The sequence below is a fragment of the Acinetobacter sp. C15 genome, from assembly GCF_013420645.1.
In the GTDB taxonomy this organism is placed as follows: domain Bacteria; phylum Pseudomonadota; class Gammaproteobacteria; order Pseudomonadales; family Moraxellaceae; genus Acinetobacter; species Acinetobacter indicus.
Genome location: NZ_VOXR01000012.1, coordinates 40329 through 57918, shown reverse-complemented (window position 1 = coordinate 57918; position 17590 = coordinate 40329). Strand labels below are relative to the sequence as shown.

Sequence of the window (17590 nt, the reverse complement as noted above, 5' to 3'; positions counted from 1 at the left end):
TATCTTTAGCTGCTTTTTTATTTTCAAACTATTGATAATTTTCTAAAAATTTTACTCGCTTGTAGTTTTCCCGAGCATAACAATCTATTAAATAAATCGGTGCTTCACGCCCCCCTTCTGCAGCTGAATATTCACAGATACATTTATATTTTCTATTCTTTAACCACAATCTCTGACTTTCTAATAATTTCTCTTTTTTAGTTCCTTTTAATAGTTTCATTCTTTTTTTATATTCTATATTTAATTTCTTATCTGAATCTAAATAACTTCTTGAAACACAATACATTAAGTCTTCTTGCATAGGACTTCCATCTTTACACTCTACCTCTAAGGCATCTGGATATAAGAAGTCTTCAGGAGTTACTGCATAAGAATTTAAAGAGATAAATAAAAGATTCAAAATAAATAGCTTACTTATAACATTCACATTTTAATCCTTTTTCAAAAATTTTTGCTTCTTCTTCCCGTCTAGCTTGCAACCCTCTATTAGCTTTTGTTGTCCATAATCGTTTCATACTTCTTAACAACGAAGGAACCTTTTTTCCATTACTTTTAAGATCATCTTGGATTTCTTTCATTTCTCTACGACGATCTCCTTTTAAACCTATATACCTGTTATACACTAGAGATAAAATAGCTCCTTGACAATGAGGATGATATTTCAAAATATCTGGATAAACTTTTAATGTATTTTCCGCATACCTTTTTTTTACTATCATTACCATTTGATAAGCTTTATCTTTAGTAATAATAATATCAGAAAGACTATCTACTAATTTTTGTGCTGCTATTCCTTTTTTTCCTTGGGCTTTGAGTAATCTTTGAATCTGACCTAAAGTATAATAGGAAGCTAAATCTTTTTTAATTTGTTCTACACTTTGGTGACCTAAATCATAGCCATATCCTAAAGTTACTCCACTTTTACCATCTTGTCCTTTACTAGGTACATAAGGCTTAGATTCATATTTTTCCCATTTTAAAATTGCATCAAGAGCTTCTTTTGAAATAATCATTGCTCCTAAAGAAGTTTCAAAAGTATAAGTTTCTACAATACATTCTGGAGGACAAATTTTCTTAATATTCTTGTTTATGATCGGTTCATTAGGCTTTGTACTTCCCTCAGTTATATCCACATCTAATTCCAATTTATTAGAATGTTCTTTTATTCTTTTAGAATAATAATTTTTAGCTTCTAAAGACGTTCCATCTGGTTTGAATACTGTAATTTTTACTTTTTCTCCAACCATACTCTGAAATGAAAATTTTCCATTGGATGTATTCGCAACTTTCTTTATTTCACTTTCCAAATATAAGATTTCAATTTTAGTATTTTCAATCCTGTAGTCATTTCCTAATCTGTCTACTATTTTAAAATTTGAGAGACTTTTAAACTTTTCATAGGGTTCATCTAATTGAATCAGAATAGGTTTTTCTGTGCCATTACCTGAATTAAGCGATCTTTTTAAAACAAACTCATCATTCGATGTTAAGGCTAAAAATTCAATATCACGATTAGCCGAAGAGAGGACTTCAACTCTTCCTTGATCATCCGTAATACGTTCAAAACTTTTCTTTCCCTTTGGTCGTGTTTGTATCGGAAAATTAGCCATAATTTTTCCATGAACATCAACCACTTGAAAAAGTGTTACCACCAAACCATTCTGAGAAATCGTACTATTCATTTGTCGATATTCTTCAATGGTGTTAGGTAACTGAATTTTTATAGGATGCTCTGAGGAGGAGAGTGTCGAAGAATTAATGACCTTCACCACAGTATAATCAGATGCCTTCGGTGGTTTTGCTAAAATTTCTACCATCCGATTAGGAGAAGCTTGAAAGACAAATAAGCCATCTGTATCTGTTTTCTTCAGATTCTCTCTCGATGAATTTTGATAACGTGATTTCACCTTCAGATTTCTGACATATCGTCCAGATTTATCATAAAACTTAGAGGTAATGGTCACCAGTTTACTCATGATTCAATATCCTCGTGTGTAGACACCTCATCCTCCTGATCTTCTTCTATTTCTTCGAGCAAATAATCAATCTGTTCATCACTCACTGCTCCACTCAAATGTGTACGCAAAGAGTTAAAGCTCAGCGCAATAAAGTCAGTTGACTGGGGCGTATAGAACCTAAAAGTACTTAATTGATGTTGTTCATTTAATATGGATTTATTGGTTTTCAGAAGTTTTCCATCAGTTTGATCAATCACAAAAATTTCTTTTTCTCCTGCAGACGAGCTATTCCATTGATAATTGATCTGATTACTAAATAATGTTGCCATCTGAGGTAAGCTCTTCTTCGGTTCAACCACATTCTGTGGCTGTAAAAACAGATGCTGCCCCGCTTTCACCTCAAACTTCCCAGCAGTTGTCGGTAACACACCTGAACCACTAATCTCAATCTGACTTCCTCCAGCCACCAATATAATTTTTTTACTCGCCTTGACTTCAATCCTGTCTTCCGTCGAAATAATTTGCACCCCCTTTCTGGCAATAAGATCTGCACCATCACCCTGTGCCTGAATCCCAACCTTGCCTTTACCGGCATATAAGCGTGCACCGTCTTGTGCTGCAAACAGGCTCAGTTTCTGGCTGGCATGCGCAATCAAAGATTGCTGCGTACTCAGGTTAATACTCTCTCCGGCACTGTGGCTGATCTGACCATCCGCAGAGAGATGCACATCTTGCTGGCTACTTAAGGCAATAGAGTTTGGTGCGCTAAGAATCATTAAGGCCTGTTTAAAAGCAGCAGCTTTATTTTCATCCTGCTGTTCGATCTGTTCCAGGAAGTTCTTTAAGTTATCAAGAACTTCTAAAGGATCCGTCTGCTGGTTTTTGGCCACTTCACTTAGGGCTTGGGTATTTTTCAGTGAGCTTTCAATCTGGCTCTTGGCTTCACTGGCATCGAGATGATTGCCTTCGGCCTGTGCCTGTGGATGGGTGGAAATTAGTAGCCCTTCTCCAGCACGAACTGCGCCCCACTGATCGGTTCTCAGTTCAAAACCTTCACCCCGACCGTCACTTTCGGCGCTGGCTTTGGGATGGCTCAAGTTCCCCAGGTTCAGTTGTGTTGCGCCATGGCTGCTTTGCAGCTGGGCAGAAATCTGCTTCGGAGTATCATCAAAACGCAGCTGGTTAAAGCCACTGCCTTCAATTTCCTGTGAGCGGATCCCGCTGAGTTTTTTGGTGTCGGGTAGCTGGCCTTGTTGGTCGAATTGGGTTGGCGAGCGTTCTGCTTCATGTAGACGACCAACCACGAAAGGCCGGTCGATGTTACCGTCAAAGAAGTCGATCACCACAATTTCATTAATCCGTGGCAGGAAACGTGCCCCATAGCCTTCTCCGGCCCAGGGGGTCAGTACATCCACCCAGGCGGAATCGGTGTCATTGTCATTGCTACCGGCCCCACCATCATGCTGATGGTCATCACTGCGGGTAAACAGGAAGCGGACTTTAATCCGTCCCCATTCATCGACATGGATGCTTTCGCCAGCAGGTCCCACCACCAGGGCACGCTGCGGATGGGCCGCCGGTCGGTGCTGTAGTGGATGGTATTCCGGTACGGTGCGGATGTTGCGGCGTTGCAGGGTTAAGGTATTGCCTTGACGTTCATCCGGGTGTTGAGCTTGTTGAAAGCTAAAATGGCTATGCCAGTGGCTCTGGCTGAGTAACTGGTTAATCTGCTGATTGAGGTCTTTGGGTAAGTTGTTCTGGTTATAGAACTGTTTGCCGGTAATTAGAAATTCTTTGTCGGCTGCGCTGTGCTGGTCAATTTCCGGGTGTTCATTCAGTTCAAACCAGTAGCCGGCCTGAGCATCACGGACGGTGGAATGCGCGCTGAAGTATTTGGATTGCAGGTCGTGGTAGTGACTGAGGTTCTGGTTCAGCTTGTCCAGCTGGTTATTAGAGGATGCGGTGGCCTGGTCTTCACCATTTAAATCCTGCATCCAGGCCGGGCTGATCTGCCAGGCTTGTTCCAGGCTTAAGCTGGCATTGTCCTGATTGTGGCTGTGCTGGTGTTTGCTTTGTACAGAACCGGCGCCTTCTTCCTGGCTCAGGCTATCTGACTGCCAGCGTTGCAGATGTACGGCAGTGGGTTGCAGGCTGCGCTGGGCAATCAACTGGGTGATGCTGTCTAATTGTTCGGTGGCACTGGAGCGATGAAAGCGGATGCTGCGGCGGTTTAAGGCACTGTACTGGCTGTTGTCATCAATCAGGCGCAGTTTCTGGGCCTGTATCGGGCTGCTGGAATATAAGACCTGTAACTGGGCTTCATCAATCAGCCAGTTAATGCCTTCACTGCGCCAGAGCCGGGTCAAAAAGTCATAGTCGGTTTCATTGGACTGCATGATAAAAGGACGCACATCCAGTTCCTGGGTCAGTCCGGTTAAGTCCAGGGTTAGGCTGGCAGCAAAGAGCGGGCTTTTGTTTTGCCATTCTTTAAATAAAATTTCGCTGACTTCGCGCACGCTTTTATTCATAAACACGCGGCTGTTACGGCGTTTATGCCAGAGTGCGGTTGAATCTTCTAGCGTAAGTTTATAGAGGGTGAGAGAGCCATCACTTTGGCCTTGCGCTGCGGCGGTGATGATGCCACTGCTGCGAAACAGCTGGCCCTGGTCAGTGACCTGATCGACGGCAACCTGCGCGCCGATAAACTGTTTTAACGGAATCTGGGCATTGGTGGAGAGACAGATCAGTTCGGCATGTAAACCGTCATTGAGCTGGTGTTCACCGTCGATGCGCTGTAAAAAAACATCGGCATTTAAGGCAGGCTGAGAAAATTGAATATGGAGGGCACGTTTTTGTGGGCTGAGGCCGGCCTGCTCCAAGACAGTATGGATATGAACATGGGTTATCATTGTTATAAAAGCTATTGTTTTAATTTGCCCTGATTCTAAACAATGCTTATTTTTTAATCCAGCCTCCCGCTTTCATTTCTTGCCTACAAACCACCTGTTTCCGACCAGTTGCGATCAACCGCTGCCCAAAAAAAGGAGCCGAAGCTCCTTATGGTGTTTGTCTATATTTTAAAAGGTAATCCGGCGATAACTGCGATATTCCGGTTTCCAGAAATTCGCCTCAATCACCTCTGCCAGTAACTCGTCACTGATTACCGGCGCTACACCAGCCAGCATCGCCGCTTTAGCCACTTTAAAGGCAATAATTTTCGAAACCTTCTGGATTTCATTTAAATCCGGCAGCAGATCGGCTGCTGGATCGAGCAGCATCGGCGAACAGTCTGCCAGTGCATTACTCGATGCCATCAGCATACTGTCCGTGACCCGGGTTGCGCCGGAGGCGACTACACCCAAACCGATGCCCGGGAAAATATAGGAGTTATTACACTGCGAGATATGATAAATCTTGCCATGATAATTCACCGGTGCAAATGGACTACCGGTTGCAATCAGCGCCTTGCCTTCAGACCATTGCAGGATATCGGCCGGCACCGCCTCAACCCGCGAAGTTGGGTTCGACAGTGGCATTACAATTGGTCGCTCACAACTCTCAGTCAGGGTGCGAATAATTTCTTCGGTAAACAGCCCCGGCTGACCCGATACGCCAATCAGTACCGTTGGTTTGGCATGCTTGACCACATCCAGCAGTGAAATCATGTCATCGGCATTACCCCAGGCTGCGACCCGTTCAGGCGGCTGTGCCAGTTTACGCTGGAAGTCCAGCAGATTCGGCTGGTTTTCGGTAATCAGGCCAAAACGGTCGACCATAAATACCCGCGCACGTGCTTCGGCATCGCTTAAACCTTCATACATCATCTGCGCAATAATCTGCTCGGCAATGCCGCTACCGGCAGAACCGGCACCGAGGAAAGCCACCACCTGATCTTTCAGCTGTTTGCCAGCGGCGCGCGATGCAGCAATTAAACTACCCACCGAAACGGCTGCGGTGCCTTGAATATCATCATTAAAGCAGCAAATCTGGTCACGATATTTGTTTAACAATGGCATGGCATTGTTCTGAGCGAAATCCTCAAACTGGATCAGCGCTTTTGGCCAGCGGCGCTGGATCGCGGCAATTACTTCATCAACAAAGGCATAGTATTCATCGCCGGTAATCCGCGGCTGATTCCAGCCCATATAAATTGGATCATTCAGCAGTTGCGGGTTGTTGGTGCCTACATCTAAAGTAATTGGCAAGGTATAAGCCGGGCTGATCCCACCACATGCGGTATATAAGGATAATTTACCAATCGGAATACCCATCCCGCCAATACCCTGATCACCAAGGCCCAAAATCCGTTCACCATCGGTGATTACAATCACCTTCACGTTTTTCTTGTTCACATTTTGCAAAATGTCATCAATATGGCCGCGGTCCGGATAGGCCAGGAAGATACCGCAATGACGGCGATAAATATCGGAAAAACGCTGGCAGGCTTCGCCGACCGTCGGGGTATAAATAATTGGCATCATTTCACTTAAGTGATGCTCAATTAAGTGATAGAACAAGGTTTCGTTAGTGTCCTGAATATTTCGTAAATAAATATGCTTGTTAATAGCATCGTTAAACGACACATACTGCTGATAGGAGCGCTGACTCTGTTCTTCAATGCTCTCGATGGCATGTGGAAGTAAACCGTGGAGATTAAAATGGCGGCGTTCCTCTTCTGTAAATGCACCGCCTTTATTAAGCAAAGGCAGCTCCAGAAGCGTGTTTCCGGCATAAGGGATGTAAAGCGGTTTTTTGGTGGCTGAATTCGCTGATGTCATTTCCGATCTCATTATTCGATGATCCAGAAGGAGGCTCAAAGCAAAAGTTCCTCTGGGAGATAAGCTAGCTTAGCCCGTTTTGAGGACAATGGGGTATTTAGAAAATTGATAATGATTTGTGGATAATTTAGGTACTGAATAAATTTGTCCAATCCGGCATTCAGTCACGACATAAGGCTTTCCCAAAGCCGAAAATGCGGTTTTTTTGTACCCAGATCAATCCCCGCCTGTTTAGCTTACAAAGCTCCGTTCCTGCTAGATGTAGTTTTTCGCTGTTTTTCTGTTACATGCAGCCAGTGCAGATTTTTCAATTGGCCTCAATTTGGGTATGCTCTGGGGCAAAACACAACGACACATTTAAGAATCATGTATATCAAGCCATGGATTGCACTGGGCGGTTTGGCCGCTGTGCTGGGTTTAGGCGGCTGCCAGACCCTTTCCAATACCACTGAAAAAGTCAGCGATCAGGTAACCGGTTTATTCTCCGCTAAAGACAAAGCGCCGAAAATCGACAAAGATGGCGTGGTGGATATCAGTAAAAAAACTCTGGAACAACTGGAAAAATTTACTGCCAGCATGCCGACTCAACAATGGGTTTATATTGAAAATGAACAGCTGGGACGCTATCAGCTGAAAAACAAAGCACAAGATGGAGTGATTCTGACTCTGGCCCTACAATGCAAGATCAGCAGCCAGCGACCGACCTTCTCGCTCAGCAACGCCGAGGGCAAGACATTGTTAAAGGCCTATGATCCGAATGCCGGACAGATCCAGTTCCTGCTCGACAATCAGAATTATGGCAATCCTTTTAATGTACATACCGATGAGCCATTGAAACGCTTCCAGGCAGCCATTGCGCAGGCCAAGGTGATCAAGATTTTTAATGCCTCCCGGCTTTATACCTTCCAGAATGGCAATGCCGATCTGCTGAGTAAACCGGTGTCCTGTCAGGAGTCTGGTGCATCGAGCTAAATATTATTTGGGTGCACCCGGCATATCCACCAGCATCGCGGTAAACCGGCGCACCAGCGGCAACACCACCAGCACCACTGGAAAGGCAATGGCCCAGGAAATCATCCAGTTCTGGAACCACAGTGTGATCAGCCCTTCGACCCAGCCCAGCGCACGCAGCATATTGACCATTGAAATAATACCGCTCATCAGGCCAGACAGCAGCAGCGGCATAATAATGCCCGCCCATTTTGCTGGCAGTTTAGGAATGTTGGCGATAATTACAGGACGTTTGGCGTGCATGCGTGCTCCTACAGCGGGACAAATCCGTCATTGATCAGGTCATTTCATGGCCATGGTAGCATTTTCAGGCTACAGATGGCGCAGAATGTCGGACAATCTTCATTCACTACAAATGGGTTCACCTAAAGACAGTGAAATTTGCTATATTTGCTGTTTTTCTGCGACATTTATTTTTCGACTGATTATGAATACGGCAATCCAAGCAGCTCTTGAACATGCAGTGCAATCCCTTCAAGCAGAAGGTGTCCTCCCAGCAGACTGGAACAACACCAGTAATTTGACGCGAACCAAAGACCGAAGCCACGGTGACTTTGCCTCAAATATCGCCATGACTGCCTCTAAAGCTGCTGGCATGAAGCCACGTGATCTGGCCGAAAAAATTCTGGCTGCATTGCCAGAAGTGGCAGACATCAGCAAAGCAGAAATTGCCGGTCCGGGGTTTATCAACTTCTTCTTAAATGCCGACCAGCGTTTTGCCATTCTTGATCAAATTCAGGCGCAGCAAGACCAGTTTGGCCGCACCAAGGTCAACGCGGGCAAACGTATTCAGGTTGAATTCGTTTCGGCCAACCCGACGTCCAGCCTGCACGTGGGTCATGGTCGCGGTGCTGCTTATGGCATGACCGTTGCCAACCTGCTCGAAGCCACTGGCGCGACTGTAGATCGTGAATACTATGTGAACGATGCCGGCCGTCAGATGGATATTCTGGCAACATCAACTTACTTACGTTACCTGGAACTGACCGGTCAGGAGCTGGTGTTCCCAAAAAATGCCTATCAGGGTGATTACGTTAAAGAAATCGCGCAAAGCATTATCGACCAGGATGGTGATGCTTATGTACGTCCAGTGGCCGATGTCTATAAAGATGTACCGGAAGATGTGCAGTATGCAGCCGAGCCGGATGCAGAAGGCAACAAGGTGGTCCTGTCTGGCGACAAAGAAAAACACATTGATGGTCTGATTTTCAATTCACAGACTTTAATTGGTGAAGGCTATCGCGTATTCCATCAGGCCGCTTTAAAAGCCATTCTGGATGACATTAAAGATGACCTCGGTGAATTTGGCGTAACCTTTAACCAGTGGTTTAGCGAAGCCTCTTTAACTGAAAAAATTGATGAAGCGCTGCAAACGCTGGATCAGCGTGGTTATCTGTATGAACAAGATGGCAACATCTGGTTTAAATCGACTGAGTTTGGCGATGAAAAAGACCGCGTGGTCAAACGTCGTAATGGTCAAACCACTTATTTCGCTTCAGACATTGCATATCACCTGAACAAATTACAACGTGGCTATACCGACCTGATTGATATCTGGGGCTCTGACCACCACGGTTATATCTCTCGTGTAAAAGCCGCTATTGATGCGATGGGTTATGACTCGAAAAAACTAACCGTTTTACTGGTGCAGTTTGTGAGCTTATGGCGCGGCGGCGAGATGGTTCAGATGTCTTCCCGTTCTGGCCAGTTCGTGACCTTGCGTGACCTGCGTAAAGAAGTCGGCAACGATGCAGCGCGTTTCTACTATGTCATGCGTAAATCTGAGCAGCACATCGACTTTGACCTGGATTTAGCGGTCTCACAAAGCAAAGACAATGCGGTGTATTACATCCAGTATGCGCATGCCCGTATCTGCCGTATGCTGGAAAAAGCAGCCAGCACAGGCGTGAATTTTAATGCGCTTGACGCGCGTCAGTTTGCGGCCAAGCTGGAACTGGAGGCTGAAACTGAAATTCTGGCCAAGCTGGCGGCCTATCCTGAAATTGTGACCCGTGCTGCCAATGCCTGCGAACCCCATCAGGTTGGTAACTACTTGAAAGAATTAGCAGCTTTATTCCACGGCTGGTATAATGAACACAAAGTTCTCAATGATGATGCTGCGCTTACTCAAGCCCGCTTATTGCTTTCAGTAAACGTACAACAAACCTTGCGCAATGGTTTAGAATTATTAGGTGTTTCTGCACCTGAAAGCATGTAAACCAAGACATTCTTCTGCTGGGCAGGCGTACCATCACGCACCTGTCCAGCCAATCAGCCAATAATCAGAATAAAGAGGTTCCCTCGTGTTTGGAAAAACGCAACGCGGTGTATCAGAACGACCAAATAAGCCCAAAAAACCACTCATTCCGACCTGGTTAGGCACACTGGTGGTGATTCTGGTCGTGTTATGTTTCGCAGTGGCCTTAATGCTGTGGAAGCCGTGGGAACCTGTGCCACCAAAAGGCCAGATCACTTCTGAACATTATCAGGAAGACACCAACAAGGATTACCGCTTCTATGACCTGCTGCCCCAGCAACAGGTAACACCAATTCCGGAGCAGGCCGTACCTGAAACCCAGGAACAGACGGCAGTGGTGATTGTCGAAGCGCCAATTGTTGAGCCGGCAGCGCCCGCAGCCGCCAGTGAAGCGACGGCGGGCATCACGCCAACTGAACCGCCCGTGGCCGCGCCTGCCAGCTATATTCTGCAGGTCCGCAGCTATACCGATCCGGATGCCGCCGATGCACGTCGAGCTGAAATTATTCTGAATGGTCTGTCCGCCGATGTGGTCAAAACCGTAGAAGGTGGTGAAACCTGGTATCGGGTAATTTCGGGGCCATATACCTCTGCAGAGGCGGCGCTAATTGCTCAGCAAACCCTGCAACATAGCGGGATTGATTCGATTGTGGTGAAACGCCAATAATAAAAAAGATGCGCAAGCATCTTTTTTTATAGCTTCAAATTTTGTTTAGGCCAACTGTGCCTCTAGCTTCTGTTCACGAGCGAACGCCCGCTGATAGCCCTCGCGCTGTGCCAGTCGCTGCAGATAACGCTCAATCTGCGGATATTTGCCATCAGTACGGCTTTGCAAGGCCTGTAGCGGAAAGGCCATCTGAATATCGGCAAAGGAAAATGTGCCGGCAAAATAGTCATGTGTGGCCAGATAATCTTCCAGAAACTGGATATGATCTTTGAGTCGCGGCTGAATAAAACCCTGCCGGATACCTTCACTGACTTTTGCTGCCACCGGACGAATCAGCCAGGGTGCGCGCTGCGGCACTTTACTGGCCACCAGCTGCATCACCAGCAATGGCATCAGTGAACCTTCGGCATAGTGCATCCAGTAACGGTACTGCTGCTGATCGGCCGGATGTGTTGGCTTGAACTGCTGCGCCGGATCATACTGTTCCTGTAAATACTCTAAAATCACCGCAGATTCGGCAATCGGCTGCCCACCATCTGTCAAAATTGGTGCCTTACCCAGCGGATGCACCCGTTTTAACTCGGGTGGTGCGGCAAAACTCGGTAAACGGCGATAAAATTCAATCTGATAAGGCTGGCCCAGTTCTTCTAAGGCCCACAAAATACGAAAGGAACGCGACTGTTCCAGATGATGCACAGTAATCATAATGACACTCTGATTGTTTTTCTTGAAATAAAGAACCACCGGCCACCTTGACCGGTTGCGGCAACTCAGCATCATCAGGCCCACCCATCGATCGCGACGCTTGGGCCTGAAGTTCAATTCATCATGCCTGCTTAACGTGAAGCACGCATTTTATCTGGCAGGGCCGGTGCTTCCAGCCGTGGCCCATTATAATCTGGAATGCTGCCAAAACGCGGGTCCTGATTGACCCACTGGTCACGTGCCTTGCTCAGCTCGTCCTGGGTACGTCCGACAAAGTTCCACCATAGTAAAATCGCGGATTCAAATGGCTCACCGCCCAGTAACAGTACGCGTGCACCCTGGTGCAGTTCAATCTCAATGTCCTGCAGACCCGGCTCCAGCACCACCATATTGTCTTCGTTCAGTTCATGCTGGTTAATATGCGCCGTGCCTTCTAGCGCCATAAAGCCATATTCAAAGGCCGGATTCAGCTGAAGCCGGGTGCGTACCGTTTCTGCCGCAGTTAAGTCCACTGCCAGTAACGGGCTATGCACCTCAACCGGCGAGCGGGTTTCCAGAAACTCTCCGACCAGTACGGTAAATTCAACCCCATCTCGTGACACCACCGGTAATTCAGGATAATGGTCAAAACGCGGCGGCATATTGCGCTTGGCATCCGGCAAGGCAATCCACAGCTGGGCCGCATGCATGTGGGTTTCCTGCTCTGGCGCGACTTCGGTATGCGAAATCCCCTGCCCGGCCGTCATCAGGTTGACCTGTTTCGGCCGGATCAATTGTTTGGAACCGATACTATCGGTATGCATGAGGGTGCCTTCAATCATCCAGGTAAAGGTTTGCAGGCCAATATGCGGATGTGGCCCGACATCCAGCCCGTCACCCTGCGGAAAGCTGACCGGACCGGCATGGTCTAAAAAGCACCAGGCGCCAATCATGCGTTTATGACGGCTGGGCAAGGCGCGTTTAATGACGGTGCCCTGCCCGATTTCTGCACGGCGCAGCGGCACTTCCTGAATAAACTGCTGGATATATTTTTCACAATCGTCTGAATGGGACAGTTCGGTATAGTTGGCATTGGTCATAGTTGTATCCTAACTCTGGCGATGTTCCATGTCGCTCATCTTGTTGTTTATCTTATACGCGGATGCTGCATGAGTTTGCTATAGTTCAGTTAATATGCAGCATTCTCCTGGCAGAACAATCAAAAAATCGCTTTTTGTTGTAAAGATTCATGTGAGCACCAGCGCACAATTTCCTCTCTTTTCCTGCCATTTTCAGGCTTTTTTTCAGCAAATTACCCATATTTAGGGAGGTCTTTTTTTAATCGTCAAAGCTATACTATTACTTTGATTTTATTAAAGACTTGGGGCAATTCTATGAAGATGGGAAATCGGATTAGAATGTCGACGAATTCAACAGATCTTGCACCCGATGATTCGGATCGACATATTTTACAAGCGTCAGAGTGCGACCTGGAAAGTCGTCAGGCCCTGGAACAGGCCCTGCAAGATCCGGCTGCCCGTATTCCGCCCCAGTTTGAAGACTATTTTTATAAATTCCAGACCATTCACCAGAAGCTGTATTTACAACAGGTCAATCACATTGGCCAGCTGGCATTTTTACTGTACTTTTTCGCCGATTATTTTGTACTGCCCGATGTCAGTCTGCTCTCCGGCATCGCCAGAGTCATCGTGATTGTACTGGCCATCAGCATTAATTATTTCCTGTTCAAATATGTGAAAGATATCCGGATCCATGACCAGATTTTACCGGTCGGCACGCTGGTCTGTGCCGGCCTGTGGTTTTATCTGATGTCCTTGTCGAACAGCCCCTATATCGATATTTATATCTATGCCTCGGTCATTTTTGTGGTGCTGGCCAATTTATGTATTCAGGTACGCTTTAAGCCGGCGCTATATACCTCGTTTTTAATCAGTACTGTGGTGTTTTTAGGCGTATCCAACTTAACCAGCGCCATTGAAACCATTATTTTTGCCCTGGTCTATCTGCCAATCTGGCTGTTCAGTTTATATATCAGCTGGACCAATACCCTGAATGCAAGGCGTAATTTTCTCAGAACCATGCTAAATGACTGGAATTTCCATATTCTGCAAGAGCTGGCACATACTGATGAGCTGACCCAGCTCAGCAACCGCCGCCAGTTTGTGCATATTGCCGAGCATAAGGTACATGAATGGCCGCAGCATGCTTCGACCTGCCTGCTGATGTTTGATGTCGATTATTTCAAGCAGATTAATGACACCCATGGTCATGATGTCGGTGATCAGGTGCTGCAGACCATTGCTGATATTGCCCGTAAGGAAATGCGGCGCAAGGATATTCTGGCGCGTTTTGGTGGCGAGGAATTTACCGCGTTACTCACCGAAACCAGCCTGCAGGATGCACTGCTGATTGCCGAACGTTTAAGAACCAAAATTGCCCAGCACCGGATTTATATTGGCCAGAATATCAGCCTGAATTTTACTGTTTCGATTGGGGTATCTGAGCTCAAAGCCGAACAGCCCGATTTAACCACATTAATTAAAGAAGCTGATATTGCCTTATACGCGGCCAAACAGCATGGCCGTAATTGTGTGCTGCATTATGATATTGGCATGAGCGAACCGAAAAAACCGGCCTGCCCGTCCAATATTTCCTGGGTGGTTTAAATGCAAAAAGAGCGCCGAGGCGCTCTGCAAAATGAATTAGAAATTATCTTCATCAAAACGGTCTTGGTCGATTTTATAGATATGGAAACTCCGTTCTATCTGTACCCCTAAACCAAATTCAATCATCAAGGAGGTCAGCTTATTGCCATCAATTAAAACAATACCTGATTTCTTCGCAGACTCAATTGCCTCTTTACTAAAACTTGAAGTTGTAATGAAAACACCCTTCTTGGCGACCTGATCTGCCAAAGCGCCTTTAAACTGCTGAATATCAGGACGCCCCACGGTATTTTCCCAGCGTTTTGCTTGAATATAAATTTTATCCAGACCTAAGCGATCTTCGCTGATTACACCATCAATTCCACCATCATTCGTTTTTCCAATTGCTTGCGCTGCATCTTGATGTGAACCGCCATACCCCATAGCGACAAGAAGATCGACAACAAGTCGTTCAAAAAATACAGAGGATCTATTTTTAACCAGAGCTAATAAATCACTTTTTAATGATTCATTTAATAATTTTGAGTTCTTATCAATAATCTCTTCTGGTAAATCCTCATCTTGCTCTACCTCAACAGTAGAATTTATTAATAATAGAGTTGGACTTCTAAACTCCTTAAAACTATCAAATTCAGAAAGAGTTTTACTAGAAAACTTTTCAATTTTAGTCAAATCAAAATTTAGCCCTAGTGGAGTCAAAGTAAAGTTACTAGGAGATGTATACTCTAATAAACCGGCTTTCTTAAGATAAGTTTTCGCCCACTGAAAACGATATTTAATTAAATTCTTCCCATTTTGCATTTTTAATTGTTTATCAGCTTCGGTTAATTTCAATTCTTTTGAAATTAAAAATAGGGCTTCTTCATTACTGATTTCATTTTTATAAATCTGCATGACTTTAATTAAGGGTTTCATTAAATCGTAATGGGTATACATATCATCGTTTTAATTAACTATTTTGATATATATTAAACAAAAAAAGAGCGCCTAAGTGCTCTTTTTTAAATAATTTTGGGCTTCTAAACTGCCGCGCACCTTGCGCCGATTTTAAAAGCAATGCTTTAAAATGGGCTCATGGCGTAATTCAGGCACAAAGCAATGCTTCGTAAAACCCCACTGCCGCGGGCACAGCCCTTGGCGTAATTCAGGCGGACAGCAGTACTGTCCGAAAGCCCTGAATTACTCCCATTCAATTGTTGCAGGTGGTTTAGACGATACGTCATATACCACACGTGAAACGTCTTTAATCTCGTTCATGATACGAGTTGAAATACGATCTACCAGATCATATGGCAGGTGCGCGAAACGTGCTGTCATAAAGTCAACTGTTTCAACGGCACGCAGGGCAACAACCCAGGCATAACGACGGCCATCACCCACCACCCCAACAGATTTCACTGGCTGGAATACAGCAAAGGCTTGTGCAGTTTTGTCATACCAGCCGCTGGCACGCAGTTCCTGCATAAAGATGTCATCAGCCAGACGTAAAATGTCGGCATATTCTTTTTTCACTTCACCCAGAATACGCACGCCCAAACCTGGACCCGGGAATGGATGACGGTAAATCATGCTGTGTGGCAGACCTAAAGTGGTGCCCAGTTTACGTACTTCATCTTTAAACAGGTCACGTAACGGTTCAACCAGTTCAAAAGCCAAATCATCCGGTAAACCACCCACGTTGTGGTGTGATTTAATTACATGCGCCTTGCCCTGTTTGCTGGCGGCAGATTCAATCACGTCTGGATAAATCGTACCTTGTGCCAGGAATTTCACACCATCTAATTTACGTGCTTCTTCAGCAAACACTTCAATAAATTCACGGCCAATAATCTTACGTTTCGCTTCAGGATCAGTGACCCCTGCCAGTGCAGACAGGAAACGATCTTCAGCATCAGCACGGATCACGCGGATCCCCATGTTGTCTGCAAACATCTGCATCACTTGATCGCCTTCGTTTAAACGCAGCAAACCGTTGTCTACAAATACACAGGTCAACTGATCGCCAATTGCTTTATGCAGCAATGCAGCAACCACAGAAGAGTCCACACCACCTGACAGACCTAGCAGTACTTTTTCATCGCCAATCTGTTCACGTAGCTGTTCTACACGCAGATCGATAATGTGCTCTGGTGTCCACAGACCACGACAGCCACAAATCTGGTGTACGAAGTTCGACAGTAATTCTGCACCTTTAGAGGTATGCGTCACTTCCGGGTGGAACTGGATGCCGTAGAAACGACGTGTTTCGTCAGATACCATGGCAATTGGGCAGCTTGGGGTTTGTGCTGTTACCTGGAAACCTTCCGGAATACGGGCAACTTTATCGCCGTGGCTCATCCAGACATGCAGCTGGTTTTCACGGTCTTGCAGGTTACCAATCAGCTGGTCACGCACCACGATGTCTACTTCTGCATAGCCAAACTCATGGACAGTACCTGGCTCAACTTTACCGCCAAGCTGTTCGCACATGGTTTGCAGGCCATAACAAATGCCCAATACCGGCACACCTAGTTCAAACACCACTTGTGGTGCACGCGGGCTGCCTTCCTGGTGAACGCTTTCAGGTCCACCCGACAAGATGATACCGTTTGGATTAAATGCACGAATGTCTTCTTCAGACATGTCATAGGCATACATTTCAGAATATACGCCAGCTTCACGAACACGACGTGCGATGAGCTGACTATATTGAGAACCGAAATCCAGAATCAGGATACGATCTTCAGTAATTTGAGTATTGGTAGTCATGACAAACAACTATGAGAGGCAAACGAATATAAGCGCCGTATTCTAGCATTTTTTCTGCGCATTAAACACAAGATTCAGATCAGTCTGTGTGGATCTCCGAATCAGGCCGCTACCGGCAGATGTTCCCGACCCTCTTCTTTATTATCTATTTAGGCAAAAAATAAGGCAGCCGGAGCTGCCTGTACTGAATGACGGGAAAATTATTTCCCCGCATTGCGTCTTATTTTTCAATCAGATGATCCAGACTCAGTTTACCTGCACCTTGCAGCACCAATAGCAGGAAACCACCTGAAATCGCCAGGTTCTTCATCAGGTTAACTGCATCTTCCGGTGCACCATGGAACATAAATGCAGTCAGCAAACTGAATACTGCCAGTGCCAATGCCACCAGACGGGTTTGCAGACCCAGTAAAATTGCCAGACCACCACCCAGCTCCAGCAGAATCACCAGCGGTAACAGGCCACCCGGCACCCCCATCGCTTCCATATAGCCCACCGTTGCGCTATAGCCGGCAATTTTGCCCCAGCCCGACACAATAAAAATATAAGCCAACAAGACACGCGCCAGTAGCAGCGACAGGTTGTTCAAAGCAGGGGTTTGAAAGATTTTGGCAACCACAGTATTTGGATTAAACATGAGAGAACCTAGAGCAGATCAGTAAAAAGATGCTGCTATCTTAGGGGCTGGCCGAAGATCAAAAAATCACCATTTCAAAGATATATCGTTGCAAATTTAGAATGATGACAGCGGAAATTTATTTACGTTTTTCTACTGACTTTCACCAACCGGACTGATAGGA

The 17590-nt window shown here is 45.8% G+C and carries 14 protein-coding genes; 4 read left to right on the top strand and 10 right to left on the bottom strand.

Translation table 11 applies throughout. From position 1 onward, the window contains the following. Nucleotides 1–28: 28 nt before the first annotated feature. The 4 genes from FTT63_RS06865 to FTT63_RS06850 all read right to left on the bottom strand — a co-directional run bounded on the left by FTT63_RS06865 (nt 29) and on the right by FTT63_RS06850 (nt 6736). Complete coding sequence (locus tag FTT63_RS06865; RefSeq protein ID WP_127801689.1) at nt 29–427, bottom strand: lysozyme inhibitor LprI family protein; 399 nt, start codon at nt 425–427, stop codon at nt 29–31. Beyond that, complete coding sequence (locus FTT63_RS15745) at nt 411–1976, bottom strand: pesticin C-terminus-like muramidase (protein WP_227554677.1); 1566 nt, start codon at nt 1974–1976, stop codon at nt 411–413. The genes FTT63_RS06865 and FTT63_RS15745 overlap by 17 nt, the downstream gene beginning before the upstream one ends. Further along, nucleotides 1973–4867 carry a type VI secretion system Vgr family protein gene (locus FTT63_RS06855; protein WP_180192102.1) on the bottom strand — a complete coding sequence of 965 codons (2895 nt, stop codon included), beginning with the start codon at nt 4865–4867 and terminating at the stop codon, nt 1973–1975. The genes FTT63_RS15745 and FTT63_RS06855 overlap by 4 nt, the downstream gene beginning before the upstream one ends. A 168-nt stretch (nt 4868–5035) precedes the next feature. Further along, on the bottom strand, nt 5036–6736 hold the full coding sequence (locus FTT63_RS06850; RefSeq protein WP_180192101.1) for an NAD-dependent malic enzyme: 1701 nt from the start codon (nt 6734–6736) through the stop codon (nt 5036–5038). Nucleotides 6737–7102: 366 nt separating this feature from the next. Between FTT63_RS06850 and FTT63_RS06845 the strand changes: the two genes are divergently transcribed. Next, entirely contained in the window at nt 7103–7708 is a 606-nt protein-coding gene (locus FTT63_RS06845; RefSeq protein WP_127799283.1) for a hypothetical protein, read from the top strand. A 3-nt stretch (nt 7709–7711) separates the two neighbouring features. On the opposite strand, the gene FTT63_RS06840 is transcribed toward FTT63_RS06845, so the two are convergent. Beyond that, on the bottom strand, nt 7712–7990 hold the full coding sequence (locus tag FTT63_RS06840) for a DUF2798 domain-containing protein (protein WP_005181365.1): 279 nt from the start codon (nt 7988–7990) through the stop codon (nt 7712–7714). A 184-nt stretch (nt 7991–8174) separates the two neighbouring features. Here FTT63_RS06840 and argS point away from each other — a divergent pair, with 184 nt between their 5' ends. Together argS and FTT63_RS06830 are read left to right on the top strand one after the other, a co-directional pair. After that, a complete protein-coding gene (gene argS / locus FTT63_RS06835; protein WP_180192100.1) occupies nt 8175–9965 on the top strand; it encodes an arginine--tRNA ligase in 1791 nt (596 codons plus the stop codon). Between the two features lie 85 nt (nt 9966–10050). Continuing rightward, nucleotides 10051–10671, top strand: coding sequence for an SPOR domain-containing protein (locus FTT63_RS06830; protein ID WP_075168056.1), 621 nt, complete (start codon nt 10051–10053; stop codon nt 10669–10671). A gap of 45 nt (nt 10672–10716) precedes the next feature. Here FTT63_RS06830 and FTT63_RS06825 read toward each other — a convergent pair whose 3' ends face one another. Continuing rightward, a complete protein-coding gene (locus FTT63_RS06825; protein ID WP_127799289.1) occupies nt 10717–11376 on the bottom strand; it encodes a glutathione S-transferase family protein in 660 nt (219 codons plus the stop codon). Nucleotides 11377–11507: 131 nt separating this feature from the next. Continuing rightward, entirely contained in the window at nt 11508–12455 is a 948-nt protein-coding gene (locus FTT63_RS06820; RefSeq protein WP_127801642.1) for a pirin family protein, read from the bottom strand. Nucleotides 12456–12773: 318 nt separating this feature from the next. On the opposite strand from FTT63_RS06820, the gene FTT63_RS06815 reads away from it, so the two are divergent. Beyond that, nucleotides 12774–14042: a GGDEF domain-containing protein gene (locus FTT63_RS06815; RefSeq protein WP_016658966.1), complete on the top strand. Its 1269-nt coding sequence runs from the start codon at nt 12774–12776 to the stop codon at nt 14040–14042. Between the two features lie 36 nt (nt 14043–14078). On the opposite strand, the gene FTT63_RS06810 is transcribed toward FTT63_RS06815, so the two are convergent. The 3 genes from FTT63_RS06810 to FTT63_RS06800 form a co-directional block, all read right to left on the bottom strand. After that, nucleotides 14079–14957, bottom strand: a complete 879-nt coding sequence (locus tag FTT63_RS06810) for a restriction endonuclease (RefSeq protein WP_373685670.1) — start codon at nt 14955–14957, stop codon at nt 14079–14081. Nucleotides 14958–15221: 264 nt separating this feature from the next. After that, a complete protein-coding gene (guaA, locus tag FTT63_RS06805; RefSeq protein WP_016658965.1) occupies nt 15222–16790 on the bottom strand; it encodes a glutamine-hydrolyzing GMP synthase in 1569 nt (522 codons plus the stop codon). A 220-nt stretch (nt 16791–17010) separates the two neighbouring features. Beyond that, a complete protein-coding gene (locus FTT63_RS06800; protein ID WP_016658964.1) occupies nt 17011–17427 on the bottom strand; it encodes a DoxX family protein in 417 nt (138 codons plus the stop codon). Nucleotides 17428–17590 lie beyond the last annotated feature (163 nt).

Excerpts from the sequence above, each read along its gene's own strand:
- FTT63_RS15745 (WP_227554677.1), bottom strand. The coding sequence starts at position 1,976 with ATGAGTAAACTGGTGACCATTACCTCTAAGTTTTATGATAAATCTGGA.
- FTT63_RS06855 (WP_180192102.1), bottom strand. The coding sequence starts at position 4,867 with ATGATAACCCATGTTCATATCCATACTGTCTTGGAGCAGGCCGGCCTC.
- FTT63_RS06850 (WP_180192101.1), bottom strand. The coding sequence starts at position 6,736 with ATGACATCAGCGAATTCAGCCACCAAAAAACCGCTTTACATCCCTTAT.
- FTT63_RS06845 (WP_127799283.1), top strand. The coding sequence starts at position 7,103 with ATGTATATCAAGCCATGGATTGCACTGGGCGGTTTGGCCGCTGTGCTG.
- FTT63_RS06840 (WP_005181365.1), bottom strand. The coding sequence starts at position 7,990 with ATGCACGCCAAACGTCCTGTAATTATCGCCAACATTCCTAAACTGCCA.
- argS (WP_180192100.1), top strand. The coding sequence starts at position 8,175 with ATGAATACGGCAATCCAAGCAGCTCTTGAACATGCAGTGCAATCCCTT.
- FTT63_RS06825 (WP_127799289.1), bottom strand. The coding sequence starts at position 11,376 with ATGATTACTGTGCATCATCTGGAACAGTCGCGTTCCTTTCGTATTTTG.
- FTT63_RS06820 (WP_127801642.1), bottom strand. The coding sequence starts at position 12,455 with ATGACCAATGCCAACTATACCGAACTGTCCCATTCAGACGATTGTGAA.
- FTT63_RS06815 (WP_016658966.1), top strand. The coding sequence starts at position 12,774 with ATGTCGACGAATTCAACAGATCTTGCACCCGATGATTCGGATCGACAT.
- FTT63_RS06810 (WP_373685670.1), bottom strand. The coding sequence starts at position 14,957 with ATGAAACCCTTAATTAAAGTCATGCAGATTTATAAAAATGAAATCAGT.
- guaA (WP_016658965.1), bottom strand. The coding sequence starts at position 16,790 with ATGACTACCAATACTCAAATTACTGAAGATCGTATCCTGATTCTGGAT.
- FTT63_RS06800 (WP_016658964.1), bottom strand. The coding sequence starts at position 17,427 with ATGTTTAATCCAAATACTGTGGTTGCCAAAATCTTTCAAACCCCTGCT.